The 26,219-nt window shown below is 32.0% G+C and carries 31 protein-coding genes; 6 read left to right on the forward strand and 25 right to left on the reverse strand.

From position 1 onward, the window contains the following. Nucleotides 1–79: 79 nt before the first annotated feature. Nucleotides 80–382, reverse strand: a complete 303-nt coding sequence (locus DER71_RS08455) for a type II toxin-antitoxin system RelE/ParE family toxin (RefSeq protein ID WP_114474541.1) — start codon at nt 380–382, stop codon at nt 80–82. A gap of 20 nt (nt 383–402) precedes the next feature. After that, nucleotides 403–702, reverse strand: a complete 300-nt coding sequence (locus DER71_RS08460; RefSeq protein WP_114474542.1) for a type II toxin-antitoxin system Phd/YefM family antitoxin — start codon at nt 700–702, stop codon at nt 403–405. Nucleotides 703–1,687: 985 nt separating this feature from the next. Between DER71_RS08460 and DER71_RS08470 the strand changes: the two genes are divergently transcribed. Both DER71_RS08470 and DER71_RS08475 read left to right on the forward strand, forming a co-directional pair. Beyond that, on the forward strand, nt 1,688–2,023 hold the full coding sequence (locus DER71_RS08470; protein ID WP_114474544.1) for a type II toxin-antitoxin system RelE/ParE family toxin: 336 nt from the start codon (nt 1,688–1,690) through the stop codon (nt 2,021–2,023). Nucleotides 2,024–2,034: 11 nt separating this feature from the next. Beyond that, nucleotides 2,035–2,313 (forward strand): helix-turn-helix transcriptional regulator, encoded by a 279-nt coding sequence (locus tag DER71_RS08475; protein ID WP_111573226.1) that lies wholly within the window; start codon nt 2,035–2,037, stop codon nt 2,311–2,313. A gap of 266 nt (nt 2,314–2,579) precedes the next feature. Here DER71_RS08475 and DER71_RS08480 read toward each other — a convergent pair whose 3' ends face one another. Together DER71_RS08480 and DER71_RS08485 are read right to left on the reverse strand one after the other, a co-directional pair. Then, nucleotides 2,580–2,882 carry a type II toxin-antitoxin system RelE/ParE family toxin gene (locus tag DER71_RS08480; protein WP_114474541.1) on the reverse strand — a complete coding sequence of 101 codons (303 nt, stop codon included), beginning with the start codon at nt 2,880–2,882 and terminating at the stop codon, nt 2,580–2,582. A 20-nt stretch (nt 2,883–2,902) separates the two neighbouring features. After that, nucleotides 2,903–3,202 carry a type II toxin-antitoxin system Phd/YefM family antitoxin gene (locus DER71_RS08485; RefSeq protein ID WP_114474542.1) on the reverse strand — a complete coding sequence of 100 codons (300 nt, stop codon included), beginning with the start codon at nt 3,200–3,202 and terminating at the stop codon, nt 2,903–2,905. Between the two features lie 484 nt (nt 3,203–3,686). On the opposite strand from DER71_RS08485, the gene DER71_RS08490 reads away from it, so the two are divergent. Next, nucleotides 3,687–3,938, forward strand: coding sequence for a hypothetical protein (locus tag DER71_RS08490; RefSeq protein ID WP_114474545.1), 252 nt, complete (start codon nt 3,687–3,689; stop codon nt 3,936–3,938). Next, nucleotides 3,935–4,339 carry a type II toxin-antitoxin system VapC family toxin gene (locus DER71_RS08495; RefSeq protein WP_114474546.1) on the forward strand — a complete coding sequence of 135 codons (405 nt, stop codon included), beginning with the start codon at nt 3,935–3,937 and terminating at the stop codon, nt 4,337–4,339. The genes DER71_RS08490 and DER71_RS08495 overlap by 4 nt, the downstream gene beginning before the upstream one ends. A 96-nt stretch (nt 4,340–4,435) precedes the next feature. On the opposite strand, the gene xerA is transcribed toward DER71_RS08495, so the two are convergent. The 21 genes from xerA to DER71_RS08595 all read right to left on the reverse strand — a co-directional run bounded on the left by xerA (nt 4,436) and on the right by DER71_RS08595 (nt 24,259). Further along, the gene (xerA, locus tag DER71_RS08500; protein ID WP_114474547.1) at nt 4,436–5,521 is read right to left on the reverse strand and encodes a site-specific tyrosine recombinase/integron integrase; all 1,086 of its coding nucleotides are present in this window, start codon (nt 5,519–5,521) and stop codon (nt 4,436–4,438) included. Between the two features lie 340 nt (nt 5,522–5,861). Beyond that, nucleotides 5,862–6,056, reverse strand: coding sequence for a hypothetical protein (locus DER71_RS08505; RefSeq protein WP_114474548.1), 195 nt, complete (start codon nt 6,054–6,056; stop codon nt 5,862–5,864). 130 nt (nt 6,057–6,186) lie between these two features. Next, entirely contained in the window at nt 6,187–6,573 is a 387-nt protein-coding gene (locus tag DER71_RS08510; protein ID WP_114474549.1) for a hypothetical protein, read from the reverse strand. Nucleotides 6,574–6,768: 195 nt separating this feature from the next. Continuing rightward, nucleotides 6,769–8,196, reverse strand: a complete 1,428-nt coding sequence (locus tag DER71_RS08515) for a DNA cytosine methyltransferase (protein WP_114474550.1) — start codon at nt 8,194–8,196, stop codon at nt 6,769–6,771. A gap of 82 nt (nt 8,197–8,278) precedes the next feature. Next, entirely contained in the window at nt 8,279–8,920 is a 642-nt protein-coding gene (locus DER71_RS08520) for an A/G-specific adenine glycosylase (RefSeq protein ID WP_114474551.1), read from the reverse strand. 74 nt (nt 8,921–8,994) lie between these two features. Then, the gene (locus DER71_RS08525; protein WP_114474552.1) at nt 8,995–10,698 is read right to left on the reverse strand and encodes a restriction endonuclease FokI C-terminal domain-containing protein; all 1,704 of its coding nucleotides are present in this window, start codon (nt 10,696–10,698) and stop codon (nt 8,995–8,997) included. Nucleotides 10,699–10,764: 66 nt separating this feature from the next. Beyond that, entirely contained in the window at nt 10,765–10,938 is a 174-nt protein-coding gene (locus DER71_RS11970) for a hypothetical protein (RefSeq protein WP_158531808.1), read from the reverse strand. A gap of 3 nt (nt 10,939–10,941) precedes the next feature. Further along, nucleotides 10,942–11,181 carry a hypothetical protein gene (locus tag DER71_RS08530; RefSeq protein WP_114474553.1) on the reverse strand — a complete coding sequence of 80 codons (240 nt, stop codon included), beginning with the start codon at nt 11,179–11,181 and terminating at the stop codon, nt 10,942–10,944. 243 nt (nt 11,182–11,424) lie between these two features. Further along, nucleotides 11,425–12,177 carry a hypothetical protein gene (locus DER71_RS08535; RefSeq protein WP_114474554.1) on the reverse strand — a complete coding sequence of 251 codons (753 nt, stop codon included), beginning with the start codon at nt 12,175–12,177 and terminating at the stop codon, nt 11,425–11,427. 299 nt (nt 12,178–12,476) lie between these two features. Continuing rightward, nucleotides 12,477–13,331: a hypothetical protein gene (locus DER71_RS08540; protein ID WP_114474555.1), complete on the reverse strand. Its 855-nt coding sequence runs from the start codon at nt 13,329–13,331 to the stop codon at nt 12,477–12,479. 426 nt (nt 13,332–13,757) lie between these two features. Continuing rightward, nucleotides 13,758–14,192, reverse strand: coding sequence for a hypothetical protein (locus DER71_RS08545; RefSeq protein ID WP_114474556.1), 435 nt, complete (start codon nt 14,190–14,192; stop codon nt 13,758–13,760). 17 nt (nt 14,193–14,209) lie between these two features. Then, the gene (locus DER71_RS08550) at nt 14,210–14,782 is read right to left on the reverse strand and encodes a hypothetical protein (RefSeq protein WP_114474557.1); all 573 of its coding nucleotides are present in this window, start codon (nt 14,780–14,782) and stop codon (nt 14,210–14,212) included. An 85-nt stretch (nt 14,783–14,867) separates the two neighbouring features. Further along, nucleotides 14,868–16,292, reverse strand: coding sequence for a flagellar filament capping protein FliD (gene fliD, locus DER71_RS08555; protein ID WP_114474558.1), 1,425 nt, complete (start codon nt 16,290–16,292; stop codon nt 14,868–14,870). 15 nt (nt 16,293–16,307) lie between these two features. Next, the gene (locus tag DER71_RS08560) at nt 16,308–16,673 is read right to left on the reverse strand and encodes a flagellar protein FlaG (RefSeq protein ID WP_114474559.1); all 366 of its coding nucleotides are present in this window, start codon (nt 16,671–16,673) and stop codon (nt 16,308–16,310) included. 90 nt (nt 16,674–16,763) lie between these two features. Further along, entirely contained in the window at nt 16,764–18,308 is a 1,545-nt protein-coding gene (locus tag DER71_RS12440; protein ID WP_114474560.1) for a flagellin, read from the reverse strand. A 184-nt stretch (nt 18,309–18,492) separates the two neighbouring features. Further along, nucleotides 18,493–19,731, reverse strand: coding sequence for a flagellar hook-associated protein FlgL (flgL, locus tag DER71_RS08570; protein ID WP_114474561.1), 1,239 nt, complete (start codon nt 19,729–19,731; stop codon nt 18,493–18,495). Nucleotides 19,732–19,742: 11 nt separating this feature from the next. Continuing rightward, entirely contained in the window at nt 19,743–21,446 is a 1,704-nt protein-coding gene (gene flgK / locus DER71_RS08575; RefSeq protein WP_114474562.1) for a flagellar hook-associated protein FlgK, read from the reverse strand. Between the two features lie 13 nt (nt 21,447–21,459). Beyond that, on the reverse strand, nt 21,460–21,951 hold the full coding sequence (locus DER71_RS08580) for a flagellar protein FlgN (protein WP_114474563.1): 492 nt from the start codon (nt 21,949–21,951) through the stop codon (nt 21,460–21,462). After that, on the reverse strand, nt 21,929–22,228 hold the full coding sequence (flgM, locus tag DER71_RS08585) for a flagellar biosynthesis anti-sigma factor FlgM (RefSeq protein WP_114474564.1): 300 nt from the start codon (nt 22,226–22,228) through the stop codon (nt 21,929–21,931). Before flgM ends, DER71_RS08580 begins: the two co-directional genes overlap by 23 nt. A gap of 283 nt (nt 22,229–22,511) precedes the next feature. After that, complete coding sequence (locus tag DER71_RS08590; RefSeq protein WP_114458020.1) at nt 22,512–23,654, reverse strand: iron-containing alcohol dehydrogenase; 1,143 nt, start codon at nt 23,652–23,654, stop codon at nt 22,512–22,514. A 194-nt stretch (nt 23,655–23,848) separates the two neighbouring features. After that, nucleotides 23,849–24,259, reverse strand: a complete 411-nt coding sequence (locus DER71_RS08595; RefSeq protein WP_114458021.1) for a flagellar protein — start codon at nt 24,257–24,259, stop codon at nt 23,849–23,851. Between the two features lie 146 nt (nt 24,260–24,405). Here DER71_RS08595 and DER71_RS08600 point away from each other — a divergent pair, with 146 nt between their 5' ends. Beyond that, nucleotides 24,406–25,419: a chemotaxis response regulator protein-glutamate methylesterase gene (locus DER71_RS08600; protein ID WP_114458022.1), complete on the forward strand. Its 1,014-nt coding sequence runs from the start codon at nt 24,406–24,408 to the stop codon at nt 25,417–25,419. 3 nt (nt 25,420–25,422) lie between these two features. Beyond that, the gene (locus DER71_RS08605) at nt 25,423–26,211 is read left to right on the forward strand and encodes a protein-glutamate O-methyltransferase CheR (protein WP_114458023.1); all 789 of its coding nucleotides are present in this window, start codon (nt 25,423–25,425) and stop codon (nt 26,209–26,211) included. Nucleotides 26,212–26,219: the final 8 nt, after the last annotated feature.

Genomic DNA, 26,219 nt, shown 5'->3' on the forward strand with positions numbered 1-26,219 from the left:
CGCCAATCCCATGTTATACGATGGAGCTGGTTTGCTCTTTTGATAAATTTTAGAAATCTTTATAAATAAAAAAAGGGGTTTATCTCCCCTTTTCCAGTATTCTTTTATATGCACTTATATAAACAATTTGATCTTCTCTTTTACCAACAGACCAAACCATAACTTCTTTTTCGTTCATTATTTGATAAACAACTCTATATTTTTTCCGATAAAAGTAGATTTTTAAACAACCTGATAGATCAATTCCACTTTTATTTCCAAGTGGTTTTCCTAATTCAGGTGATCTTTTAATTTTATTAAGTGTACTTTTAAGTCTCGGTTTAACACTTCCATCTAAATTATCAATATCATTTTTAACTTCAGGATGAAATTTAAGCTTCATCAACTTAAGCCCCCTAAAAACTATTCTTTATCTAATAAATCTATTATCTCTTTTTCGCTTACTGCATCTTTAAGATCAAAGTTTTCTTTTCTTTTGGCTATAATCTCTTCAATATGGGCATCCTCTAGTTGGTCTTCCAGAAATTCTATTTTTTCTAGTAACATTTCATATTCTTCAATATCCATCATAATACCTTCAATATCATTATTTCTGGTAATAAAAAGCGGGGACTCTTTTGTTTTATCTAACATTTTACTAAAATTACGAACAATTTCAGAAGATGAGACCATATGATCTCTATCAATTCTTAAAGTAACCATTATCTGCACCTCCATAAATTAAAATATTTCATAAATGATTATCTTAATTAAATTATACATTAAATTTTATGTAAAATCAATTGCAATATTTTTAGTTTTAATTTATAGAAGTATTTTAGCTTAGAATTTAATTATTATTTTAAAAGACTTTTTCAAACCAGCTCTTTCGTATAACGTCCCGAGCATTTGCGACGTGGCTGTCCTGTTCTTTAGGTTGGCGCATCTCTTGCCTTTCATCAGCATTTTTTGTTTAAGCTGCTGCAAGAGATGTGACAAAAGCCATGTCCCGAAGGGCACGGATGTCTTGCTGCTCAATTTTATACCTAGTAGCGCCAATGGTCTGTTATATGCTGTAATAACTTGCCACGTAAAAAGTTTTTCTTTCTGCTTCAACTTAATGAAATATCAAAATTCTTCCTTAACCAGCAAATAGGTTCATGAATTCTGTACTATATTAAATCTTCACGAAGTACGTGAAGATCAATCAGTGACTAATTTACCTTCTGATATATGTAAATAATTTTGTAAATTATAATTGCCCAAGTCTATTGTTAAGACCATTTGAAGCTTGCAGTTATTATTTTCTTCATTTGCAGGAGTTAGTTCATCTCAGTTTGCGATTATTCAACCCTTCTCTTATCTCTTTCTCTTATTTGCTGATGTTCAGTTATTATTGCATATAACGTCCCTGGGATTTGCGCTCGTGACTGCTTCCGTCAGGAACTGGCGTAAAGCTTGCTTTTTCGTATCCGTAATTGGTTAAACCTGCAAGCTTTATGACAAAAGGCATGGCGCCAATCCCATGTTATATGATGCCGTAGCTTTGTCTATTAATCTATCAATTATTAACTTACTTCATGTAAAAGAAAAAAATTCCTGCATTTATACAGTGATAAATGTTTTATATAAGCTTAATCTTAAATTTTTGCTTCCTTTTATAACATATGTGTGATATAATAAATTTAGAACTTGGAGTGAATAAATTATGTATAAAATTAAGTATTATGCAAAAAATAATAAATCTCCAGTAATTGAATTTATTAAAGAACAGTCAGCTAAAGAAAAGGCTAAAATTCTAAGAGAAATAGAACTTCTAGAAGAATTTGGTCTATTTCTTGGTATGCCACATCTTAAAAAGTTAAAGGGATATGATGATCTTTGGGAATTACGAATAAAGTATAGTTCTAATATATTTAGGGTCTTCTTTTTAAATTATAAGGATGGTATCTTTGTTCTTTTGCATATCTTTAAGAAGAAATCTAACAAAACTCCACAGAGAGAAATTGATATTGCTCTTAACAGGCTTAACTCTATCAAGTGAGGTGAAACAAAATGGAATTTATAGATCATAAAGATCTTAAAAATGAACTATTTGAATCTGAAGAAGTTAAAGAAGAATATGAAAAATTGAAAGTTATGTATGAAATAAAAAAACAAATTATTAGGTATAGAATAGAAAATAATTTAACTCAAAAAGAATTGGCAGATAAAATAGGAACTAAACAATCTGCTATCTCCAGACTAGAAAATGATGATTATAATCCAAGTGTTGAATTTCTTGATAAAGTTGCTCACGCACTTGGTAAAAAACTTGAAATTAGATTTAATTAACAGTGCTGAAGGTCAACGGCACTGTTTTCTTTATGCTATAAGTTTTTAGTTGTTAAAGCGTTTGCTACGGTTTCATATAACGTCCCTGGGATTTGCGCTCGTGACTGCTTCCGTCAGGAACTGGCGTGAAACTTGCTTTAATATTTCTTGCTGCATAATATTGCAAGCTTTATGACAGAAGGCATGGTGCCAATCCCATGTTATACGATGGAGCTGGTTTGCTCTTTTGATAAATTTTAGAAATCTTTATAAATAAAAAAAGGGGTTTATCTCCCCTTTTCCAGTATTCTTTTATATGCACTTATATAAACAATTTGATCTTCTCTTTTACCAACAGACCAAACCATAACTTCTTTTTCGTTCATTATTTGATAAACAACTCTATATTTTTTCCGATAAAAGTAGATTTTTAAACAACCTGATAGATCAATTCCACTTTTATTTCCAAGTGGTTTTCCTAATTCAGGTGATCTTTTAATTTTATTAAGTGTACTTTTAAGTCTCGGTTTAACACTTCCATCTAAATTATCAATATCATTTTTAACTTCAGGATGAAATTTAAGCTTCATCAACTTAAGCCCCCTAAAAACTATTCTTTATCTAATAAATCTATTATCTCTTTTTCGCTTACTGCATCTTTAAGATCAAAGTTTTCTTTTCTTTTGGCTATAATCTCTTCAATATGGGCATCCTCTAGTTGGTCTTCCAGAAATTCTATTTTTTCTAGTAACATTTCATATTCTTCAATATCCATCATAATACCTTCAATATCATTATTTCTGGTAATAAAAAGCGGGGACTCTTTTGTTTTATCTAACATTTTACTAAAATTACGAACAATTTCAGAAGATGAGACCATATGATCTCTATCAATTCTTAAAGTAACCATTATCTGCACCTCCATAAATTAAAATATTTCATAAATGATTATCTTAATTAAATTATACATTAAATTTTATGTAAAATCAATTGCAATATTTTTAGTTTTAATTTATAGAAGTATTTTAGCTTAGAATTTAATTATTATTTTAAAAGACTTTTTCAAACCAGCTCTTTCGTATAACGTCCCTGGGATTTTGCGCTCGTGCCTGATTCCGTCAGGAACTGGCGTAAAGCTTGCTTTTTCGTATACGTAATTGGTTAACCTGCAAGCTTTATGACAGAAGGCATGGCGATAATCCCATGTTATACGACTGTTGGGCTCTGCTCTTATCTTTATTAATTAAGAGCATTAATAATATAATTCTTTTAATAGAAAAAAGTACCTGCATAAATATCATAAACATTATACATGCATATTGCATGCAATGATATTAAGTGATATAATATAAATAGAATAAAACATTAATTATTAGATGAAAGGGGTTTTTATTATGCCATCTTTACAAGTCAGAGATTTACCAGAACATCTTTATCAAGAAATTGTCCAATTAGCTGAAGCTGACAGAAGAAGTATTACCCAGGAAACAATAGTTTTATTGGAAAAAGCGTTAAATATAGAAAAAGAAAACAAAAAACGTCGTCAAAAACTTCTAAAAAAAATACAAGAAGAAACCAGTCAAGAACAAAAAGATGAAGAAATATTAGATCCTGTAAAATTAGTTAGAGAGGATCGTGAAAGATGAGAATTACAATCGATGTAAGTGCAGCTGTTGAAATAGTGATGGGTGGTAAAAGACAACAAGAAATTGTAAATATATTAAATGATGCAGACTGGGTAATTGCTCCTTCTCTTTTTATTTATGAAGCTAGTAATACATTGTGGAAATATCATGAATATCAAGATTATAGAAAAGAAGATATTATGAAAAAAATTGAATATCTTTATAAAATGGTAGATCAGTTTATTGATGCCAAAGACATTTTTGAAGAAGCTTTGCCACTTTCATGCAAGATAAATCATCCTGCTTATGACGCTATGTATTTAGTTACAAGCAGGCGTAAAAATGCTACTTTAGTAACTTTAGACAAAAGATTAGTTAGAGCAGCTAAAAGTATTGATGTTCCAGTAGCAGTAATTGCTTAGCCCAATGTCGTATAACTCTTTTCTTTACGTATAAAAATTCATAAATATATTTACTCTTTAAATCTTCACGACTGTTATTTCATTAAGATATCCATTCTATAAATTATCAAAAGGATTGGTGATTTCAATAAAATTCTTATTACTTACATGAGTATAAATTTCAGTTGTAGTAGAACTTTTATGACCCAGCAGGTTCTGTATATATCTCAAATCAACTCCCTGTTCCAGCAGATGGGTAGCAAAAGAATGTCTCAAAGAATGAATACCAACATCTTTATTTATTCCTGCTTTTTTACAGGCTCTCTTAAAAACTTTCTGTGCACTTCTTTTTGATAAATGCCTATTCTTATTCTGACCTGGGAAAAGCCATTTTTTATCATATTTATGTACCTGAAAAGCTTTTAGATAAAGTTTCAACTTTGTTAAAACGTTTTTAGATAATAATGTATACCTATCCTTATATCCCTTTGCAGAGCGGACATAAATCAGCATTCTATCTGTATCAATATCAGATATTTTTAATCTCACAACTTCACTTACTCTCAAACCTCCCGAATAGGTTAAAATTAAAATAAGCTGATGTTTTAAATTATCAACAGATGCAATAATCTCTTTAATTTCTTTTTTATTCAATACTTTAGGCAGCTTCTTTTTCTTTTTTGGTCGAAATAATTTTTTATTAATTCCATCCAGTTCTAAAATTAAATTATTAAACATTTTAAAAGCACTGATAAACTGATTGGCAAAAGAATGAGTATTTTCTTTTTCTTCTATGAGGTATAAAATATAATCATTAAGATCATCCATTTTTATAGAAAATAAATTTTTCTGAATATAAATTATAAATCTTCTATTATGATTAATATAAGCTTTGATAGTACTTCTGGTATAACCTTTCAATTTTAGCTTTTTTTCAAATTTAGGAAGGAAATAATAATTGAAATAATCTGCAATCAATTCAGGTGCCGCAAAAAACTTTATTTTAGAATCAAAAGTTAAATAATTATCTTTAAATATTTCTAAAAAAAGCTTTAAATGATTTCTATTATTAGGAATGGTCCAGTATTTTTTGGCCGGATTCCAGCGGCTATCTGCTATAAATTTGATTTTTTTAATAATTTCTTTATCATAATCAAATTTAACACAAATTAAATCATTACTTTTATTCAATTTTAATTCCATTTAGTAAAAACTCCTATTCTCTTAATATTTTCCATATTCTTATATTTCTATAACTGCTTAATTTTCCCTTTAAATTTCCAAAAATATCTTATTTAATAAAATATCTACTTTAAAACAGATAAAATAATCCCTTTATTAATAAACAGATTTTGTCATTAATCTGCCCATAATAAAGGGATCATCTCACTTTCAGTTTTTTTATATCTTTATCAACTATTATATTTTCACCTTTGTTTTTGGCTTTATATAAGTTTTATCTTATTCATAAATATTACCTACTTTATTTTGATATTAAAAAAGGGCAACAACTTAAATAAAAAAGTTATTACCCATAGTTCAACTAAACGCGTACATTAATATGGTGTCCGCGGTTAATCCCAGCTGCCTGTTGAACAGCCTCTGTATTCTCTTCCATTCCTTCTAACAGTTTGCTTACTGCTGCTCCATCCTGACCCATTGCTTTCTGCATTGACATCATGCTCAATGCCTGCTGTACACTTGCAATCTGATCCTGCATAGCAGAATTGACATTCATAATTATCAACTCCTAGTTTATCTATAAACTTACAATAGTGTATTAATTGTCAAATCAAAAATATTGAAAGATTAATATATATTTCAATCATTAGTAGAAACTTCTTAGTAAAGATAAAATTTTAATTCTTTTAAATTTTTTTATCCAGCAGCTTCTCACTGCTGCTGTCTTCGGCATAAATAAAGCGGTCTAAACCGGAGGCAGTCATTTTAAGATTAACCTTACCTATTCCAAATTCTTCGTTGGCCTTATGTTGAATAGCAGGCTGAATCTCTGTTAAGTTATATTCTCCTGGATCAATTTTTAGAGCCCGATTGCAGTTATTATGGTTAATAAAAAAGATATTATTACTGTTGTTGATTTTAATCGGTCTTTTAATTCCATTTTTAGCTGCAAAGTCTTCCAGGTCATAGGTGACTTTTTCTGGCTGCTGTGATTTGCTGAATCTGTCACCTTTTTCTGGTTGAGCTTCAGTTTTCTTGGGCTGTTTTAATCTCTTTGACGGGCTTAGAAACATTATACAGAAGACTACGAAAATGGGAGAAAACTATCTAAACGATGTGTCTAATTTAATGGGGGAACCTCAATATAAATCATCCTGTTTCTACAGACGACCAATTACAATTCTATTTCTTGTAACCAGATCTTTCCAGACAACTAAAAGTTCATTTTGATATTTAGCATCTGCCCTAACTAAAAGCCCTTACTTATTTTATACAGCTTTAATCATTAATTTGCTTTCTATTACTTCAAGCACAATATCTTTAACAGCTTGAGCAACTCTCTTTGAGCCCAGAGGCGGAACAGAATTACCTATCTGCCTTCTGACATCTGATTTATTTCCATTAAATAAAAAATTATCGGGAAAGGACTGCAGTCTTGCTCTTTCTCTATTTGTCAAATTTTGCCTTTCTCTTTCATAATGGTATCCGTAGGTTCCGCCGCCGCCATTAGCAATTATTGTAGGTGAAGGAACAAGTGGATGAACTCGTCGATAAATATTACTCATCATTGCTTTAACAGAATATTTTGTATCCCTCACAAATTCATGATTCTGACCGGGTGGAATTCTACGCATTCTTTCTTTAATTCGCTCCTGAGTTGCAGCACGTTTATTAGAATCATCTTCAAAAGCAAGTTTAGATATCGGATTTTTATAAGCTCCTATTTCCTTTAAAGCATTATATATAGCCTGTGTGCGTTCATTTTTATTATAATCAACATCATTAAGATTTTTATAATCTTCAGTAATGTCCAGAGCATAATCCAGCCAGGTATTATTTTTGAATTCTTCAGCATAATCATGCTTCATTTTTTCTAAGTACTCTTTGAATTCTCCCATAATTCCAATATATTTTTGATTAAGATTTTCTAAAACTTCTCCTTCAAATACTTCCAGTGGAGTTACAGGGAAAGATTTTTCTGGAAGTAAAAACTTTCTCAATTTATTTTTAATAGTCTTTTCTTCCGAAGAATCAATTAAATCAGATCTTATTCCAATAAAGATCATTCTTTCTCTGTTTTGAGGCACTCCAAAATCAGCAAAATTCACTACATCATCAAATAGTATCTTGTAATTTTCTATCTTATCTACATCACTTAAGTTAATTTTGGTTTTTTCAGACAGCTCAACTAAATTTTCATTTAAATGCTGGAAATCATTTTTTATCTGTTTAAAGGCTGCTCCGTTGTTTGCAGACTTTATACCCTTTACATTTTCTGCTACAAAAAAAAGTGGCTGCAGTTCAATAAGTGATCTAACAAACTGTAAATACAGCGAACCCCTTTTAACTTTAATTCCCTGTCTTTTACTACCTCCTAAAATAGAAAAATCCTGACAGGGAAAACCTCCTAAAACAAAATCAATATCGTCTTCAATTTCATTTTTAAAATCTATATTTTTTACATCACCCAAAAAAATCTTTTTTCTTTTTTTACTGATTTCTTCTTTTGGATTTTCATAAATATCAAAACCGAAGTTCTCTGAATATGTTTGAACTGCAGCATTATTTATGTCGTTTGCCCAGATTATTTCAAATATACTATTACCTTCGTTATTTAAATAATCATTAACTTTTTCAAAACCAAGGTCCAGACCTCCGCAGCCTGAAAAAAGCGATATACCTTTATATGCCAACATTTTCACCTCCAAAATTGACCTTTTACTATAAAATAATTATACCATACATAAGTTTGTATTGAAAGAATAAATATGCTTTTTATCACTCTTTATTACTGTAAGAAAAACAGATTCTGCTGATTACACATTTTCCGCAGTTTGGATTTTCAGCAGTACAAATAAGGGCAGCAAAGTCGAGCAGAGCATAGTTAAATATTTTACTTTTATTTTTGGGAATAACTTTATTTAGTTGATTCTGAAGATTTTTATCATTTCTCGGACGGGCTTTATCACTTTTAATATCAAACACTCTAGCTAAAATTCTAATTGTATTAGTATCCAATACTCCAACCTGCTTTTCAAATGCAAAACACATTACAGCATTAGCTGTATAATTCCCAACTCCAGGAAGTTTTATTAAAGCCTTTTTATCAGCAGGAATGATTCCATCATACTTTTGAGTAATCTCAGCAGCTATTTTCTTTAATCTTCCTGCTCTTTTAAGCAGACCAAGAGGCTTTATAATTTCTTCCAGATCTGCTGTTTCAGCCTCCGATAAATCAGCAGGTTCAGGATAGTCTGATATAATTTTATTATATACCTGCACCACTTTTTCGGCATTAGTCTGCTGCAGTAGTATCTCAGAACATAATATTTTATAGGGATCTCTTGTTTCCCGCCAGGGAAAAATTCGCTTGTTATTTCCCCACCAAATAAGTATATTATTCTGAAAGGTAGTCAGCATTTAACTCACCCAAATCAATTTCTTTTATTAGCTTCCATTGATTAAATTATTGAAATAACTTCGTTCAATCCACTTCAAAAAAAGTTATTGATATCATCCATGGTAATTTCTCTATTTAACTGAAATAATTCTTCTAATTCAGGTAAATCCCTTTCTGCTTTTAACTGCTCCTTTAAAATACTAGTTAGTAAAACTGAACTTATTATACTTCCTTTAACACCTGTGCTCTTATAAATATTTTCAATATTTGAGTCAGAAACAGCTGCCGTTCTACCGGCTGAAAATAGGAAGAATTTAAGCTTTTCTTCTTCATTGTACATATTTATATACTCAATTACTGCTCTTTCGTCACCTGAAGTAATACTGTATTCATTAGAAGTTGCTTTTGCATCAATTATTCCAATTATTTCGCCACCTCTTTTTACTAAAACATCAGGATTTCTGCCGTGTGGACCTATATGTTCTGTTTCAAAACCTAATTTTTTAAATAATATACTGTTAGCTTTTTCAAACTCTAAGTTTTTATCGCCATTTCCACCTAAAGAAATAAAATCTTCAGCAAAATAATTCAAATCAGGCTGCGGTACATTCTTTAAAGCCTGATTAATGTCAGCTGAAGAATACTGTGTTCTGGATTTAATAATTTTAAATGCTTTATCCTTCTCTGTAACAGCTTCTTTTTTTACTAAATCATTGTATTGATTCTTTATCACTTTCATTTTTATCTTCTGCGGAGATACTCCTTCTTTATTTAAATCTGAGGCAGTAATCCCCCTTCTTGAATCCCATGATTTACCGTACCTATTATAGAATCGCAAATCAATTAGTTTCTTTTCTTGAGTTTCTGCATTTTTAGGGTAACCAGTAAAAGGAATAAGTTCCTGTGAAAATTTTGGAGTATCGAGCAGAGATTTAATCTCTTTTTCATTTTTTAATTCAAAAATATTATTTTCATCTTTGATTATCTCAATATCTGTAAGCTGTGTTTTCATTGTGCTGGCAACATCAAAGCGACTGCCGTAATTAGCAGTCCAGCGCGAATTAGGTCTGTATTTAAATTCTAGTTCCAGTTCATCATTTAAAATATCTTGAACTTTAGATTCATCAATATCGGTTAATTTAGATATCTGCTCAACTTCTTCTTTAATTAACTCTCCGTCATAGTTATTTATACCTCTTGTTGAGTAATAATCAAAATATTTATTCAAAATTATTTTTCTCTCTGAATTTCTGTATTCAAAAATCAAATTTTTAATTTTATCCTTTTGATCATGATTTTCAGCAAAAACAACAAATCTGGCAGCTTCTTCTAAATCAATATAATCAATATCACTGTCAAGCAGTAATTCAACAATAAATCTAAAAGGCTTAATTTGAAAATCATCAATTATTTTAGCATTATTTCTTCTAAAATATGGACTCGGATACTGCATATTTAGGACCTGTTTTTTTAATAATAAGGAAATGATCTGCGTTGGAGTCTTTTTATCCAGCAGCTGCTCTCCAACTTTAGTTAAACTGATTTTATTATTAAAATCTAGATATATCAGGCCGAATGCTTTAAAACTCGTAAAATTACACCTAATATTACCTGGGTTTTCGTCCAATTTAATTCTTTCTCTCTTTAAATCAGAATTAACTAATATCTCATCTATCTCTTCTTGAAGTTCCCTATTCCACCGGCGGCCGATAAAGTCATCTTTTATATAATCCAGTACTGTCAGAACAACATCAATACTTCTTTTCCCGCGGGGAATTCCCCAAAATTTTCTCGGCATTAGAACCACTCCCAGTTCAAACTATTGATTTGAAAATAAAACAAAAAAATTTGATTATAATATTAATTATATCTTTTCTAATACACTTTTCATTTCATGAATTATCTCTTCTAAGTCTTTTTCAAAAAAATAATTTTCATTAAGCCAGTCATAAAAGTGGTCATCATTTAAACCTTCTTCATTTATTTCGCAGAGATTATTGTATAAATCATTGAGTAATTTTATCTGCCTATCCTGCATAATTTACTCCTCCAGCTTTTTATAGTTATCTAGAAATGATTTAATTTTATCTTCTCCATACTTGTCAGTCGGATCAACATCATATCTTAAACTTTCATCTTTAAGAGGATTCCAGATTGTATGGCTCTTATAATCAAAGTAAATAATTTTATGGAGTACTGAATCAATGTCTCCAGCAGCTTCATTAAGGATATTTTGATTGTAATTAACCGCCTTTTTTAATAAGTCTTTCTCATTCTGCACAACAGCTCACATCCTTCTTTAGAAATTATATCAATATCAAAATTTATTCATTTAATTATATGAATTTATTATAACATATACTTATATCTATCTCTAGGGTGTTATCTATCAAATTAATACATGGTTACACTGCAAAAAGTCGATTTTAAATATTTTAACAATCTGACATCTTTATCATAATAGCAATTGTGAAATTCAAAAATTGCTAATTAAGACTTTTCTCAGTGCAATCATACATTAGAACTAACTCGTGAAATAACTAAGAATCAAGTTTTTAGACAATTGTTGACACTCTTCTACATCTTCAGTTTTTATATAAGATTTACTACTCGCATGTGCTGCAATATTATTTCTTACTTTTATGATATTTTTGATATTATAATCCTTCATAGATAAATTTAGATTTTTTATCGCTAATTTGATTTTTCTTTCACTCGCTAGGAAACCTAATTTATAAATTTTTTTAATTATTTTATTATATTCATCTGAATTATCATTATTAAGATGATATTTTAATTCATCAATAAGCTTTTCTCTTTTTTTACTATTTTCTTTTTCTTTTTCTCTTTTACCTTCTTTAAAATACGGTGCAGAAATCAACTCAATTGCTTTATAATAATTTAGAAAAGCCTCATTATTCCAACCATCTATTGATAAACCTCTTAAGTAATATTTAAAAGCAACTTTCTTCTTTTTATTAGATGAATCAATTATATTTGATAACTGTTCTATATTGTCAACTTTACTTTTTGGAAATGCTTTAACAACAGTTATTTTTGAGGATAATAAATTTAATCCCTGATTTTTTAATCCATCATTTTTGAGTTGGATTATACTTTTCAATTGATAATCTATATTCTGGTCTAAAATAAATCTAATTGAATTAATTACACTTTCAAGTTTCTTTATTGCAATATTTTTTGCTTCATTTTCATCCTCTAAGTTTTCTATATAAATTACTACAAAGTTGTTTTTGTTTTTTCTGAAAAATTCCACATAATTTCAACTTTTTCATCAAAATGCATATAAGAATTAATTTTAAATGTAAATTTCCATTTTTTCATCAGCATAATAAGTTTTAAGTATTTACTTTTATCCCCTGTAATTATTATAAAATGTTTAATTGGTACCTGACCAATATCCTTAGGGGGCGTTACAATAATTTAGTTAAGTGTATCTGAAATCTGGATAATTTATTTAATCGGTTATTTGAATCAAGATTAAAAATTTATTTAACAACAAAAATTAAAAAGTACTACCTTAATTTTTTAATTTCAAAATTCAAGTTTAAGTATCTATTTTTTAAATTTATTCCTAATTTGTTCAAAAATATTGCCTCTATTTTCAATCTCAACACCCAGTTCTTTTTCTGTTTCATCTCTTAATAATGCAATATTTTTGTCATCATTCTTATCTATAGTAACAACCGGTCTATTAAAAAGACGATTATATACATCATTTGGATCATGAAAAATCAAGGAATAAAAGTTTTTTAACTTATAAAAAATTTTGGAAGCTATTTTACTGTGCCTGATAATTATATCATGCCCAGATACATTTTCTATGATTTGAAAATTAAAGTTCTTAGGATCAACCATTTCAAAAGTCCCTGTATTAAATATTTCCACATTGGAAAATAAATATACTAACCCAGACTGTGTTTCTAAGAATTTATTAGCTGAAATTGATTTTGGACAAACAAAAAAATCTAGTCTTTTATTCTCTGAAGTTTTAATCTCTGTATAAATAGATTTAGAATGATTTTTCTTTGTCTCTCCAATATCCTTTAAGTTCATCTCTTCAGGTACCCATAAGCTAAATACTAGAAAAGGAAATGGTTCCTCAGCATTGATAGTTCCCAAATGAGGTAATTTAGCCACCTTATCAGTATAGTTTTTTAAATGTATTACAGGAGAAGATAATTTCTTCTTATTTATTGGAAGAAAATAACCATGCCAGCTAATTGAATTAATTGTATAAGCTGGTTGACTAAATTCTTTAAAATAGTTTCCCGCAACAATTTTATCAAAATATAAGCCTTTACCAGAATCGATAAAGATATCAGTTTCTCCCTGTTTTGAATTTTTAGGAGTTTTAACTTTAAAGGTTAATATTTTTTTATTACCTTTCAAAACAACTATTTTATTCAATGTAATTTCCTTTCAGTCAATAAAATTTATAATAACCTTAACTTAAAGCTTCACATTTATTTACCTCAGTTTTAAGATAGTTAAAATGCTCCTGCAGTTCTTTTTCCTCTTCAGCTGTTAGTTCTTCATCTCTTATTTTTACTGCTGTAGCTATCATACTTCTCAGTTTCCACTCTACTTCATTAAGTTTTTTCTTCCTTTTCTTAACCTCTGATTTTTTATCTTCAGCAATTTTCAGATTAGACTTTACTTCTTATTTTAATTTCCTTATTTTCTTCAATAGTTCAATTGCTTTGGGTTCCATTTTAATCATTCGTAATTTTTTATACTTTAACTACTAATCTATCTAATAAAGAAATTTTTCTGTATAGAATGGGGTTATTTTTATCTATCAAATATTATAAATTTTTATTTACCGCAGCTTACCTACACCTTCTTATCAAGAAGCTTCTCACTATTACTGTCCTCAGCATAGATAAAACGATCTGAACCGGAGGCAGTCATTTTGACACTGACCTTTCCAATTCCAAATTCTTCGTTAACCTGATGCTGAATGGCAGCTTGAATCTCTGTTAAATTATATTCTCCCGGATTTATTTTTACAGCTCTATTGCGGTTATTGTGGTTAATAAAAAAGATATTATTGCTGTTGTTGATTTTAATCGGTCTTTTAACCACATCTTTAGCTGCAAAGTCTTCCAGGTCATAGGTGACTTTTTCTGGCTGCTGAGATTTAGTAAATCTGTCACCTTTTAGATCCTGATTGTTTTGTTCGCTGCTCGGCTTAGACTGATTTAGTTGATTCTGAATTACATTTTTGATTTGAGTTAGGACAGAGTTTGTTTTTTCTACAGCAGACATTTTTGTCACCTCTTTTATTATTCTTCTAATAATTCCTGATTCAAATCACTTAGTTTATCAAGATATTCCACCATTTCTACTTTCAATAGATCTCCCAGATAATCATAATCCTTATTCTGGAGAGCAATCATCCCTCTATTAAGTGCCTGAGTGAAATTAGCAGTAATTACATTCCCTTTATCCTTTAGATCTTTATTTTCTATTAATGATAATATGACATTGATGACTTCAAGATACCACTGGATGCCTTCTAACGCCTTATCCAAAAGTTCAGAAGCATCTGCTTCTTTGCCGTTTTTGAAAAGCTCGGCTGAATTATTCAAAGCTTTTTTTAATTTCGGAAGGTAGTTCTCTGCTTCTGTAAGAGTTTCTGTTATCAGCTGCTCAACTTTTTTGCTTTCAAACTTTATCTTATCTATTCTCTCTAAATCAAGTTCATTTTCCTGAAAGTATTCTAAAGAGACCTCAACATCATCCAGATAGATTGTGTCTATTATTTCATTTTCTAACTTTGATTCTACCAGCTCTAAAATATCATTTTTTCCTGTTACAGCTTCTGCTATTACATTTTCATTTATATAAATTTCCATAATATATTTTCCTTCCCTAAAACAATTAAAGGAGACCAGTATTTATTCAGCTCACCAATCTCCTCAAAACAAATTACTATCATATTTACATCACACTGTTTACAGTAGATCCTCCCATATTCTGAAGCTGACTCATCATCCAGTTCTGCTGACTCTGCATTTCTGAAATAGCTTCCTCCATAGCAGCAAACTGCTCAACATAGCGCTGACGAGTCATTTCTACTCTTCTCTGTACATCTTCAATATCTTCATTTAATCCTTCAATACGATTATCATAGAAATCAAGTCTTCTGGGTATTAAACCGGTATTGGACTGCATCAATTGATCAAGGTAACTGTCCATACGAACTGCCATACCATCATATCCTTCGGACTCACTTTCAGCTTTAAAAAGATTGGCAACTTCTTCTGAAGAATTTTCCAGAGCTTCAGTAAACTTAGAACTATCAAAACTCATTACTCCATCCCTGTCGATTTCTATCCCAACCGAGGTTAGGGTTTTATAATCTCCACTATCTTTTACTTTAGAAGTTACAAGTTCTCTTAAACGCATCTGTAAGCGCATAGCAGTACTATCACCCTGAAGAACAGCACTTTTTTCTGTTTCTGCATCATAATCTGTTTTACCATCCAAAAAGCTCATTGCACTATTATACTGATCTACAAAAGCCTGAACTGCTTTAGCAGCTTTACCAGTATCTTTACTCACAGATACACTGGAAAAAGCAGTATCTGTTCCATCATTAGCAACAGCATCTGGATTAATATTGAATGTGACACCTTCTACAGCTTCAGAAAATGTATTGGTTGAACTTGTTATACCTGTAATACCATTAATATCTATTTCTGCATCAGAAGCGGACTGTACCTCAATAGCATCTGTTATTTCTCCACTAGTGCTGTCTAACAGACCAAGAGTCTTAAGTACGTCATTGGAATCAACAAAACTTCCTGCTTTAGTTGTATCTAAAGCATTTTCTACTCCTGTTTCATTTGTTTCTAAAACAAGATGATTATCTACTATAGAAGCATTTACCCCTGCATCGGCATCATTAATTTTATTACTAATATCTCTTAAGCTATCTGTATCACTAATTGTTATATCTGTATTATTAATGGTGATTGTACTTTCTGCTGTAATTCCAGCAATTGGAGCGCTAGCATCATCAAATCTTGTTCCAGCAAGCCGCTGAGCTTTAGCTGTACTTTTAACTGTAACAGAATAAGTAGCTTCATCAGCACTATTACTTGCAGCTGCTGTAACTACATCTTCATTGCTGCTATTAGCGGTTCTAGAATTATAGGTGGCAGAAAGTTTTAAATCTGTAATCTTATTTTCTAACTTATCAAGTCTGCTGTTTACATCTCTCCAGGCACCTTTAGTCTGTTCAAGCTCTGATATTTCCTGCTGATAATTTAATATTGGACGCTGCTCTATGGCAACTAATTGGTCAATTATACCCTGCGTGTCCATACCGGTAGCTAAGCCACCTAAACTAAGATCAGCCATTCTAACACCTTCTTTCTAAACTTTCTCATCAATTAAAAGTCCTACCATCCTATGAATTCTAGCCTGTAAATCAAGCATTTCTTCGGGCGGCATTTCTTTTATAACTTCTTTAGTTTTTAAATCAACTATCTGCACCATAAGTTTATCTGTTTTATCATGTATTTTAAATGCTAAATCCTCTTTTACTTTTTTTATTATATCATTGATATCACTTACTGATTCCTTGACATCTTCTTCAAGTTCTTTTTGATTATATTTTCTTTTTTCCTGAAGAGAGTCGGGTTTATTATTACTGCTATTATTACTACTTTTATTTGTTTGATCTTTCTGCATGCTGTTTACTTGCTTACTGGGTAGAGAATCTATCTTATCTACTTTCATAATAGCTTTTCACCCTTTCTTAAAAAACAAGCCAGCCGGAAAACCGGCCGGCTTATTTGTTGAACTTTATATATTTATCTCTTCAAGAAATTAACCGAGTAACTGAAGTACTCCCTGTGGTAACTGGTTAGCCTGAGCTAACATTGCTGTACCAGCCTGACTTAAGATTTGATTCTTGGTAAAGCTCATCATTTCTTTAGCCATATCTACATCAGAAATTCTGGATTCAGCAGCTGTTAAGTTTTCTTCAGCTGTGTTCAAGTTATTGATTGTGTGATCTAATCTGTTCTGAATAGCACCTAATTTAGAACGTTCTGCGGAAACATTAGCAATTGCATCGTCTAATTTTGAAATAGCATTATCTGCAGCTGTTTGTGAAGATACATCGATTCCGCCTTCTCCTCTAATTTCAAGTGTATCTCCATCAACGAAAGCAGTATTAGCTGTAAATGCAGCTTCTGCATCTGCAGGAACAACATTAGAAGGAGTGGTAGCATCAGCTTCTAAATTAATATCTTCAATATTATAATATGAACCAGATGCAGCTATAGTACCACCAAATTCTACTGCTGTAGCTTTACCGTTTTCATCAAGTAATACAGACTCTATATCTGATGCAGCAGATGTAGCAGTACCTGCTCCAGTCCAAGTCACATCAGAAAAATATTCTGCGGCTTCGAAAGAAGCTTGATCAACTTCGACTGCAACTGAATAAGTCCCGGTTTCTAGACCTTTTGCATCTACAGTTGCTTCTGCTGTAGCTCCACCAATTGTTCCAGCAGCATCATCAACACCAGTCAAAGTAACTTCACCAGATGTTACTTCATCAGCAAATGCTATTTCTACATTAGTACCATTATAGGAAGCTTGTGATAAATTACCTTCCTCATATGCTCCATCTAACAACTGATAATTATTACCATCTGTGCTTGTTGCAATTACTTCACCATCACTATTTTTTAAACCATAATTTGCAACTGCGCCATCAGCCAATGTTACATTATCTACTTTACTAACCTCTAAAGTCTGTTCTCCATCTTCTAAACCTAAGTTAGCAAGATCTCCAGCAGCTATATCAGTATTAGCAACTGTTGTAGAAATTTCAAAACTGGCTCCACCTTCACCAGCTACCCCAAGAGCATCTGCTTTCATATCATTGATAGCAATTTCCATATTCTGACCTTTATTAGCACCAATCTGAAACTTAGTATCATCTAAGCTACCATCCAGTAACTTTTGAGTATTAAACTCAGTAGTTTCACCAATTCTAGTAAGTTCTGCAGCTAACTGATCTACCTCTTTTTGAATTTCATTACGATCTGCTTCAGTGTTAGTATCATTAGCAGACTGAACAGCCAACTCTCTCATTCTCTGCAAAATTGAGTGTGATTCTTTAAGAGCCCCTTCAGCAGTCTGAATCATTGAAATACCATCCTGAGCATTTCTCTGTGCCTGTGCTAGTCCGGTTGTCTGAGACTTCATCTTTTCACTAATTGCAAGACCGGCAGCATCATCAGCAGCACCATTGATTCTTTTACCTGAAGACAATCTCTGTAAAGACTTTTCTAAGTTATTCTGTGTGTTATTTAGCTGGTTGTATGAATTCAACGCAGCTATATTTGTGTTAATTCTCATTATTTATTCCTCCTTGAAATTTTGTGTTTTTCCTGGCATCCTTGCCAGTTATTCTAATTTGTTTTGGTTATATGAGCACCCCGTCAGCTGCACTTCGGCCGATAGTGCTGCCAGCAGCGGTGTTTTAGTAACCATTACAACTATGGTGTTCTTTAAAACCATAGTTATAAAAGCCACTAAAAACTTATTTAATAAAATCTATTAAAGACTGCTGCATGATTCTGGCTCCAGAGGCTAGAGAAGCTCTATAAACTGTTTCTTCCATCTTTAAATTTGTTATAACTTCTGCTATGTCAACATCTTCATTATTGGATTTCAATTTCTTTAAATGAACTTCATTTGCTTCCAGACGGCTTTCTATATTTCCAGTCCTATTTAGCTTTGCTCCAACCTCTGCTCTTAATTCAGTAAATTTATTGATGGCTTTATCCATATCAGACAGGTTTTTACCAATTGTTTCACCACTGCAACCGTCATCACTTCCGTAAACTAAATCTTCTACACCTAAAATCCCATCAGGATCATTAGTTATTTCTATGCTGGAAGAAGCTCCAGCTTTATTGCTTTTAAAAATGATATTATCATTTTCACTGAATTCTACTGTAACTCCATCTACTTCAGCTTCTACAAAACTTTTAAAGTCTTCAAAGCTTTCAAATGCATCTGCACCTGTATAATTTCCATCAAAGGTAACAACATCTTCGGTTCCTCCATCAACTTTTATGGAAAATGTTTTGTTGACAGCTGTTGTATCTCCAAGCTCTGTATTTAAATCATTGACAGTGGTATAACTTTTAGTGCTCTGCAGTTCTGCCCTTGCTGCAGAGAGATCATTATATATTTTATTTAAAGCTTCAATCTCATCTTTAAATACTTTTTCTCCACTTAAATTAATTCCAAACTTAACATTATCATTCATTCTTCTGTTAATATCTTTATTATCACCATTATACTTTACATAATCTCCAATACCATTCTTTTCAACAGTAAATGGTTCCTGATCTGTTTTCTGGCCTGAGAAAATATAGCTGTCACCAAGTTTGGATTTAGAAATATCTATCAGTTCATCTCTTAATTCCTTAAACTCACTGGCTATCTTTTTTCGGTCATCTGCGGTCATTGAATCACTTGATGCATAAATGGTAAGTTCTCTTGCTCTCTGTATAACTTCAGTTCCACTTTTGAGAGCACTCTCAGTTGTATTAAGCCAGTTTTCTGCCTGACCTACATTTCTCTTAAATTGTTCATTTCTATTCAAAATAGAGTTGAAGTTCATACTGTCAGAAACTCTTATTGGAGCATCTGAAGGCATCTGAAACAATTTGCCAGAACTGAGCTGTCCATTTAATGTATTTAAATCACTAAAATTTGTTTTTAAATTGTCCAACATATTTTTAACCATCATTGAATTGGTAACTCTCATTTGCTCCACTCCTATCTAACAATACTCATCAAGCTGTCTATTATTTCTTCAACTTTTGTAATATATTTTGCAGAAGCATTATATGCCTGCTGGTATTTAATAAGATTGGTCATTTCTTCATCAAGAGAAACACCGGAAACACTGCGCTCTAAATTATTGAGCTGTTTTAAAAGGACCTCTTCATTACCCCGCATCTCGCTTGCTCTCTGGGCTTCAGCTCCGATTGAAGTTATAATAGTTCTGTAATAACCATCTACAGAGGTACCTTCAACAACATCACTTTTATCAAAAATATCTGATAGATAGTTTGCATTATCTCCACTGCCGGCATTATTTTCCATACCGATGTTAACATTTCCTGTATCCTGTGCTGTTAAAGTAAAGTCTATATCTGTATCTGTAAGATCTGTAATAAAGCTTCCAGTTTCTATATCAAAACCAATCTCTGTATTTTCTCCTACAGTAGTACTGGTAATTGCTTCTGTTTCACCTTTATTAAATATTTTTATTTGATAGTCACTGCCATTTTCACTGATTTCTATCTGAAAATCTCCGACAGCGTCAGCATTAGTTTTATTCACCTTAAGCACTGCAGGTTCTTCACTATAACTTCCTGCTGCTATTTTCTCCAACCCATCTTCAGCTTCAATTTCTGGTGCAAGTTTCATCAGTACAGCTGCACTCTGTTTGCGATCATCTGGATCAGGTTCAATTGGTTCAAAAAAGTTCTGACCTGGCTCACCACTTTTATCATATCCTTCTTTGTGGCGTGTATTGAATTCATTTACAAATGTGGCTGCTAGTGTATCTAATTTTCCTCTATAAAAATCTATTTTGTCATCTCTAACAGCGATTGTCCCTGCGAGCTTACCATTTGTAGGTTCAATTTCTGTATCAGTTCTTTCATGAAATATTTTATCCTTATATCTTTCACTTTCTTTTTCGCTCTCACGGGTTTCTAAATGATAGCTGTCAGAGCCATTGACAAGCTGCATTCCACCTGTAGAGACTATCAGATTACCCTGTTCATCTTCTCTGCTCTGTACATTGATAAATTGATTTAATTCTTTAAACAGTGAATCGCGCTGGTCCAGCAGATCATTGGGATTCTGCCCACTTCCTTTAACAGACACAATCTGCTTATTTAAATCCGCTATTTTATCTGACAAAAGATTAATTCTATCAACATTTGTTGAAATATTTTCATTTAATGATGCCTTATAATCAACCAGCTGGCTGTCTATGCTTTTAAATGCATCCATCATTGTATAGGCTCTTTCTCTAACCATATTTCTTGCCGCTGTATCATTGGGATTGTTGCTTAGATCCTGAAGAGAGTTCCAGAAATCATTAAAAGCTGTGGCAAGACTTGATTCAGATGGTTCATTAAAAATATATTCGATCTTTTCTAATCCCTGGCTTACCTCTTCCCATAAAGCTGATGTCTGATTTTCCTTAAAAATTTGACCGGCTATAAACTGATCTTTCATTCTTTCTACAGTTTCTAACTCTACTCCTGTACCAAACTGTCCTGCTCCACCATGATTTGACAGTCCTGGAGGAGTATATGGGTAAGAAGCTTTATGTACTGCCCGCTGGCGGGAATAGTCCTCATTATTTGCATTTGCTATATTGTGGCCTGTAACATCAAGAGATTTTCTCTGAGTTTCAAGAGATTTTAATCCCACATAAAGGCCACTAAAAATATTATTCATTTGATTACCACCTTTAACCCTGTCTGTTTAACAGTTTGGGCTGTTCTATCTTATCTTTAGAATATGTTATATCTTCATCCTGTATGCTGTTCAAAATTGTATCAATTGAGAGCTGATTAAATTCTAAAGACTGTTTTAAAAGTGAATGATTTTCTATGTTTATTTTTTGAAATTTGTCTGTTATTTCTATTAGGTCTTCTCTTAATGGATCAAGAGCCTTTTTCCAGTCTTCAGGAAGACTTTTTACCAGCTTTGAATAGCTTTTGTTCTCATCATCTATTTTAAAGTGTTCAATTATTTCTGATACTATTTCATTTCTCTTTTCTTCATCTGCTTCAATTTTACTTATTATATCTTTATCCTTTTCCACTGTTTCCAGCAGCTTTTCTGTATCATTTTCAACTAAAGCTTCATGTTTTTCTTCAGCTATTTTTAATAACTCGAGATAAAGTCCTTTTTCTTCATTTAATATCTTTAATAATTTATCTTTCAGTTTCTGATTCATTACTCTGCACCTGCTTAATCTGGTTCAACATCTTTTGAGCCAGTTTTTTGCTGTCCACTTCATAGCTGCCCGAGTTTATTTTCGCCTTTATCTCGGCAACTTTTTCTTCTCTAATTTCAGGCGATTTTTTCAGAGCCTTTTTGGCACTGGCAATTTCCTTTGCTTTATCTGAAATCTGCATTTTATCATTATCAGCATTATTTTTATTTTCTGCCTGCTGCTGAACTATTTTATAATATTGATTTATTCTTCCTGCTTTGAGGTCATTAATTTTCATACCTTATACCCCCTGCATTATTCTTTCACTTTGACCTTCTGCTTTTAATATCGTCTATTATTATATAAATATTAAACCACAAAAAAGCTCATTTTAGGCAGCTATAGTTTATTAAATCCATTTATCTTGCTTAATCAAGCTTTTTTAACTTAATTTATCATTTTTTAAAATTTATTTTTTTATGCAAATCTCAAGAATTTTAAATATAAATAAGCCGCTCAAAAACCATTACTGCTTTTAAGCGGCCTTATAAAAATACTTAATTAGGAGGTGTTATTGTTATTTATACACCATAATAAGCTTTTTTGTAAATTTCTTTCATATCTTCAACATCAGGTTTTTTTGGATTGGTAAGAGTACATGGATCTTCAAGCGCATTTTGAGACATTCTTGCAAGTGCTTCTTCAAAATCTTCATCACTGTAATCAAGCCAGTCAATATCCTGAAACTTAGGCTTAATATCAAGTTCATTACTGAGCTTTCTTACTTCATCAGCCAGACTGTCAATTCCCATATATTCTTCTACAGTTTTAAACTGTTCTTCAGCAGCTTCATAATTGTATTCAATAACATGAGGAAGCAAAATAGCATTTGCAAGTCCATGAGTTACATGGAACTCTCCCCCAATCTTATGAGCCAGACTGTGGACAATACCTAAAGAAGAATTAGAAAACGCCATCCCGGCTAAAGTAGAAGCATTGTGCATCTTTTCTCTTGCTTCCATATCATCACCATCAGCAAACGCTCTGGGGAGATAGTTAAATACCAGTTCTATTGCTTTAAGGGCTAGTGGTGCAGAATAATCACTGGAATTGGTAGATGTAATTGATTCTACAGCATGTGCCATAACATCCATACCGGTATTGGCAGTGATATGTGGAGGCATAGTTGCCGGAATCTCCGGATCAACAACTGCAGCATCCGGAATAATTTCAGGAGAAACAATTGGATATTTTATCTTTCTTTCAGTATCAGTAATTACAGAAAAAGCTGTAATTTCAGAAGCAGTTCCACTTGTTGAAGGTACAGCAATAAACTTAGCTTTATTTCTCAATTCAGGAATAGAAGCAACCTCTATAATATCCTCAAATTTTAATTCTGGATGCTCATAAAAAACCCACATAATCTTGGCTGCATCTAATGCAGAACCACCACCAATAGCAATTACCCAGTCAGGCTTAAAATCAAGCATATCATCTCTACCTGCATAAACTGTTTTAACAGATGGGTTAGGCTCTACCCCATCGATGATCATAGTCTCCATACCAGCACCCTGCAGAAGTTCTTCTGCCCTATCAAGGAAACCAAACTTTTTCATAGAGCTGCCGCCGGTTACAAGAACAGCTTTTTCACCTTCAAGTGCAGATAAATATTCCAATGAATTTTCCCCAAACTGAATTTCTGGAGGTACTAAAAATGCATTCATAACTTCCATCTCCTTTTTAATTTTATCTTAACTTATTGAGACTTTGTTAATTATTTCACAACCATTATAACATGCAATTATTGTTTTGACAACCCCCAGAAAATAAGTTCAAATTTTGTGCAATAACTTGTTTTTAATAATATTCTGAAATATTTAGATAAATTAACATTCCCAGCTGTACTAAACAGTGATCGTTATTTCTTTCTTCTTTCAATCCTATCTTTTAAAAACATCTTTCCAGATTCATAATCCTTTTCTACATCTTCTTCCTCTTCTTCAGCATTTAGATCACTGATAACTTTATTTCTGCAGCTTGCACAGTATTCACCAGAATCAATCTCCTTACCACAGCGGCGGCAGTGTAATTTAAAATCAATTGTAAGCCCATGAGAAGCAAGCCTGTCTTCTTTCATGAATTTGATGATGGTTTCCCGGTCCACAGCAGTGCCCTCTACTACTTCATCAATTGTTGAATTGGGATTATCCCAGAGAAATTGTTTTACAAGTTGAAATTTCTTTTCCTCTTCTTCACTACAGGCTGGACAAACTTTTGAGCCGGAGGAAGCAAAAACTTTTCCGCATTTTTTACAGTTTATCAAATTCATCATTATCACCTCAGCAGTAGATTATTTGAATCAATTATATCATGTTAAAACTTTTTTTCAAAATAATGAATTGTTTTAAAAGGATTTCATCCTCTATCAGCGAATATTGAATATTGTACAAGAAAGAGAGATTGGAGGTAATGATTATGATTAAAATACTAATTTGTGATGATTCTGCCTTTATGCGGAAAATTTTTTCCGATACAATAGAAGCTGATCCTAAACTGACAGTTATTGACACAGCCTACAATGGAAGTGATGCACTGCGTAAGCTGGCCCGCTATGATGTGGATGTTCTTATGTTAGATATTGAAATGCCCGAACTCAACGGTCTTGAAACTCTGGAAATAGTTGCAGAAAGATATCCAGATTTACCGGTAATTATGGTAAGTGCACTTGATAATAGAGAAACAGTTTTTAGAGCCCTGGAAATGGGAGCTTTCGACTTTATTCCCAAACCCTCTGGATCAATATCGCTCAATATTGATTCTATTAAAGAAGAACTTGTTTTGAAGATCAAAGCTGCTGCAAAAGGCCAGAGCCCTACCCCAAAGATAAAAAAAGAAAAAAATAAAAAGTTTAAAGATGGCGGTAATTTTCCGGTCATTGCTGTTGGTGCATCTTCCGGTGGTCCCAAAGCCCTGAATAAGCTTTTTTCTGCCTTTCCAGAAAATTTTCCGGCTGCCTTTGTTATTGTACAGCACATGCCTGCCGGTTTTACAGAAACTTTGGCAGCAAGACTTGACAGTATTTCCGGCCTCAAAATAAGTGAAGCAAAACAAGGAGATAAACTGCAGCCGGGAAGAGCTCTTTTAGCACCAGGAGATTTTCATCTGAGAATTGATAATAAAGGTAGGGTAGTCTTAAGTCAGGAAGAAAGATATATGGGAGTAAGACCCTGTGTTGATTATATGATGGAAAGTACTGCCAAAATATATGGTGAACGCTTGATAGGTGTTGTTCTGACCGGTATGGGTAGAGATGGTGCTCGCGGTATGAAGAAAATAGTTGATAATGGCGGTTATGGTATTATAGAATCAAAAGAAACTGCTCTAGTTTATGGTATGCCGGGAGCAGCTGCAAAAATTGGCGGCTATCATGAAATAAAACCTTTATATGAAATAGGACCGAGAATAATAAATATTGTGGAGGGGAAGTAATAAATGGCAGTAAGTTTTGAAGAATTTAAAAACCAGGCAAAAAAAATTTTAGATATAGATTTAGACGGCTATAAGCTGGACAGAGTGGAAAGGCGGACAAAAAGCCTGATGCGCAGGCACAATGTAAAAGATTTTGATGAATGTCTCAATCTGCTCAAACATGATACTGAATTTAAAGATGCATATTTAAACCATTTTACTATCAATACCTCGGAATTTTTCCGCAATCCCGAAAACTTTGATTTTTTAAAAAATAATATATTTCCAGAAATGTTTGCCGAAAAAAGAAAGATTAAGATATGGAGTGCTCCCTGTTCTAATGGGTCAGAACCATATACACTGGCCATAATTTTAAATGAGCTAAATATTGATCCATCCCGCTATGAAATTCTGGCATCTGACCTGGACAGGTCAATTCTAGAAAAGGCCAAAAAAGGAGAGTACAGAGAAAATTCTCTCAAAAATGTTTCTGACAGATATCTCAAAAAATACTTTACAGCAATTGATGGGGAAAACAGTGCTTACCGACTAAATACAGATATAAAAAGTCAGGTCAAATTTGAACAAAAAGATCTCATAAATGCCCCCTACAGTGGCAGCTGGGATTTAATATTATGCCGCAACTTTTTTATCTATCTCACCAAAGATATGAAGAATTATCTGATAAACAAATTTACAAATGTGTTAAATACAGGTGGTTATTTATTTCTTGGAAATACTGAATATATCTTTTCACCTGATAAATATGGTCTGGAAAAAATCTTTCAATCTTTTTACAAATTTAACGGTTAAGCAGCAGT

The sequence above is a fragment of the Halanaerobium sp. DL-01 genome (assembly GCF_003338615.1).
Lineage (GTDB): Bacteria > Bacillota > Halanaerobiia > Halanaerobiales > Halanaerobiaceae > QPJE01.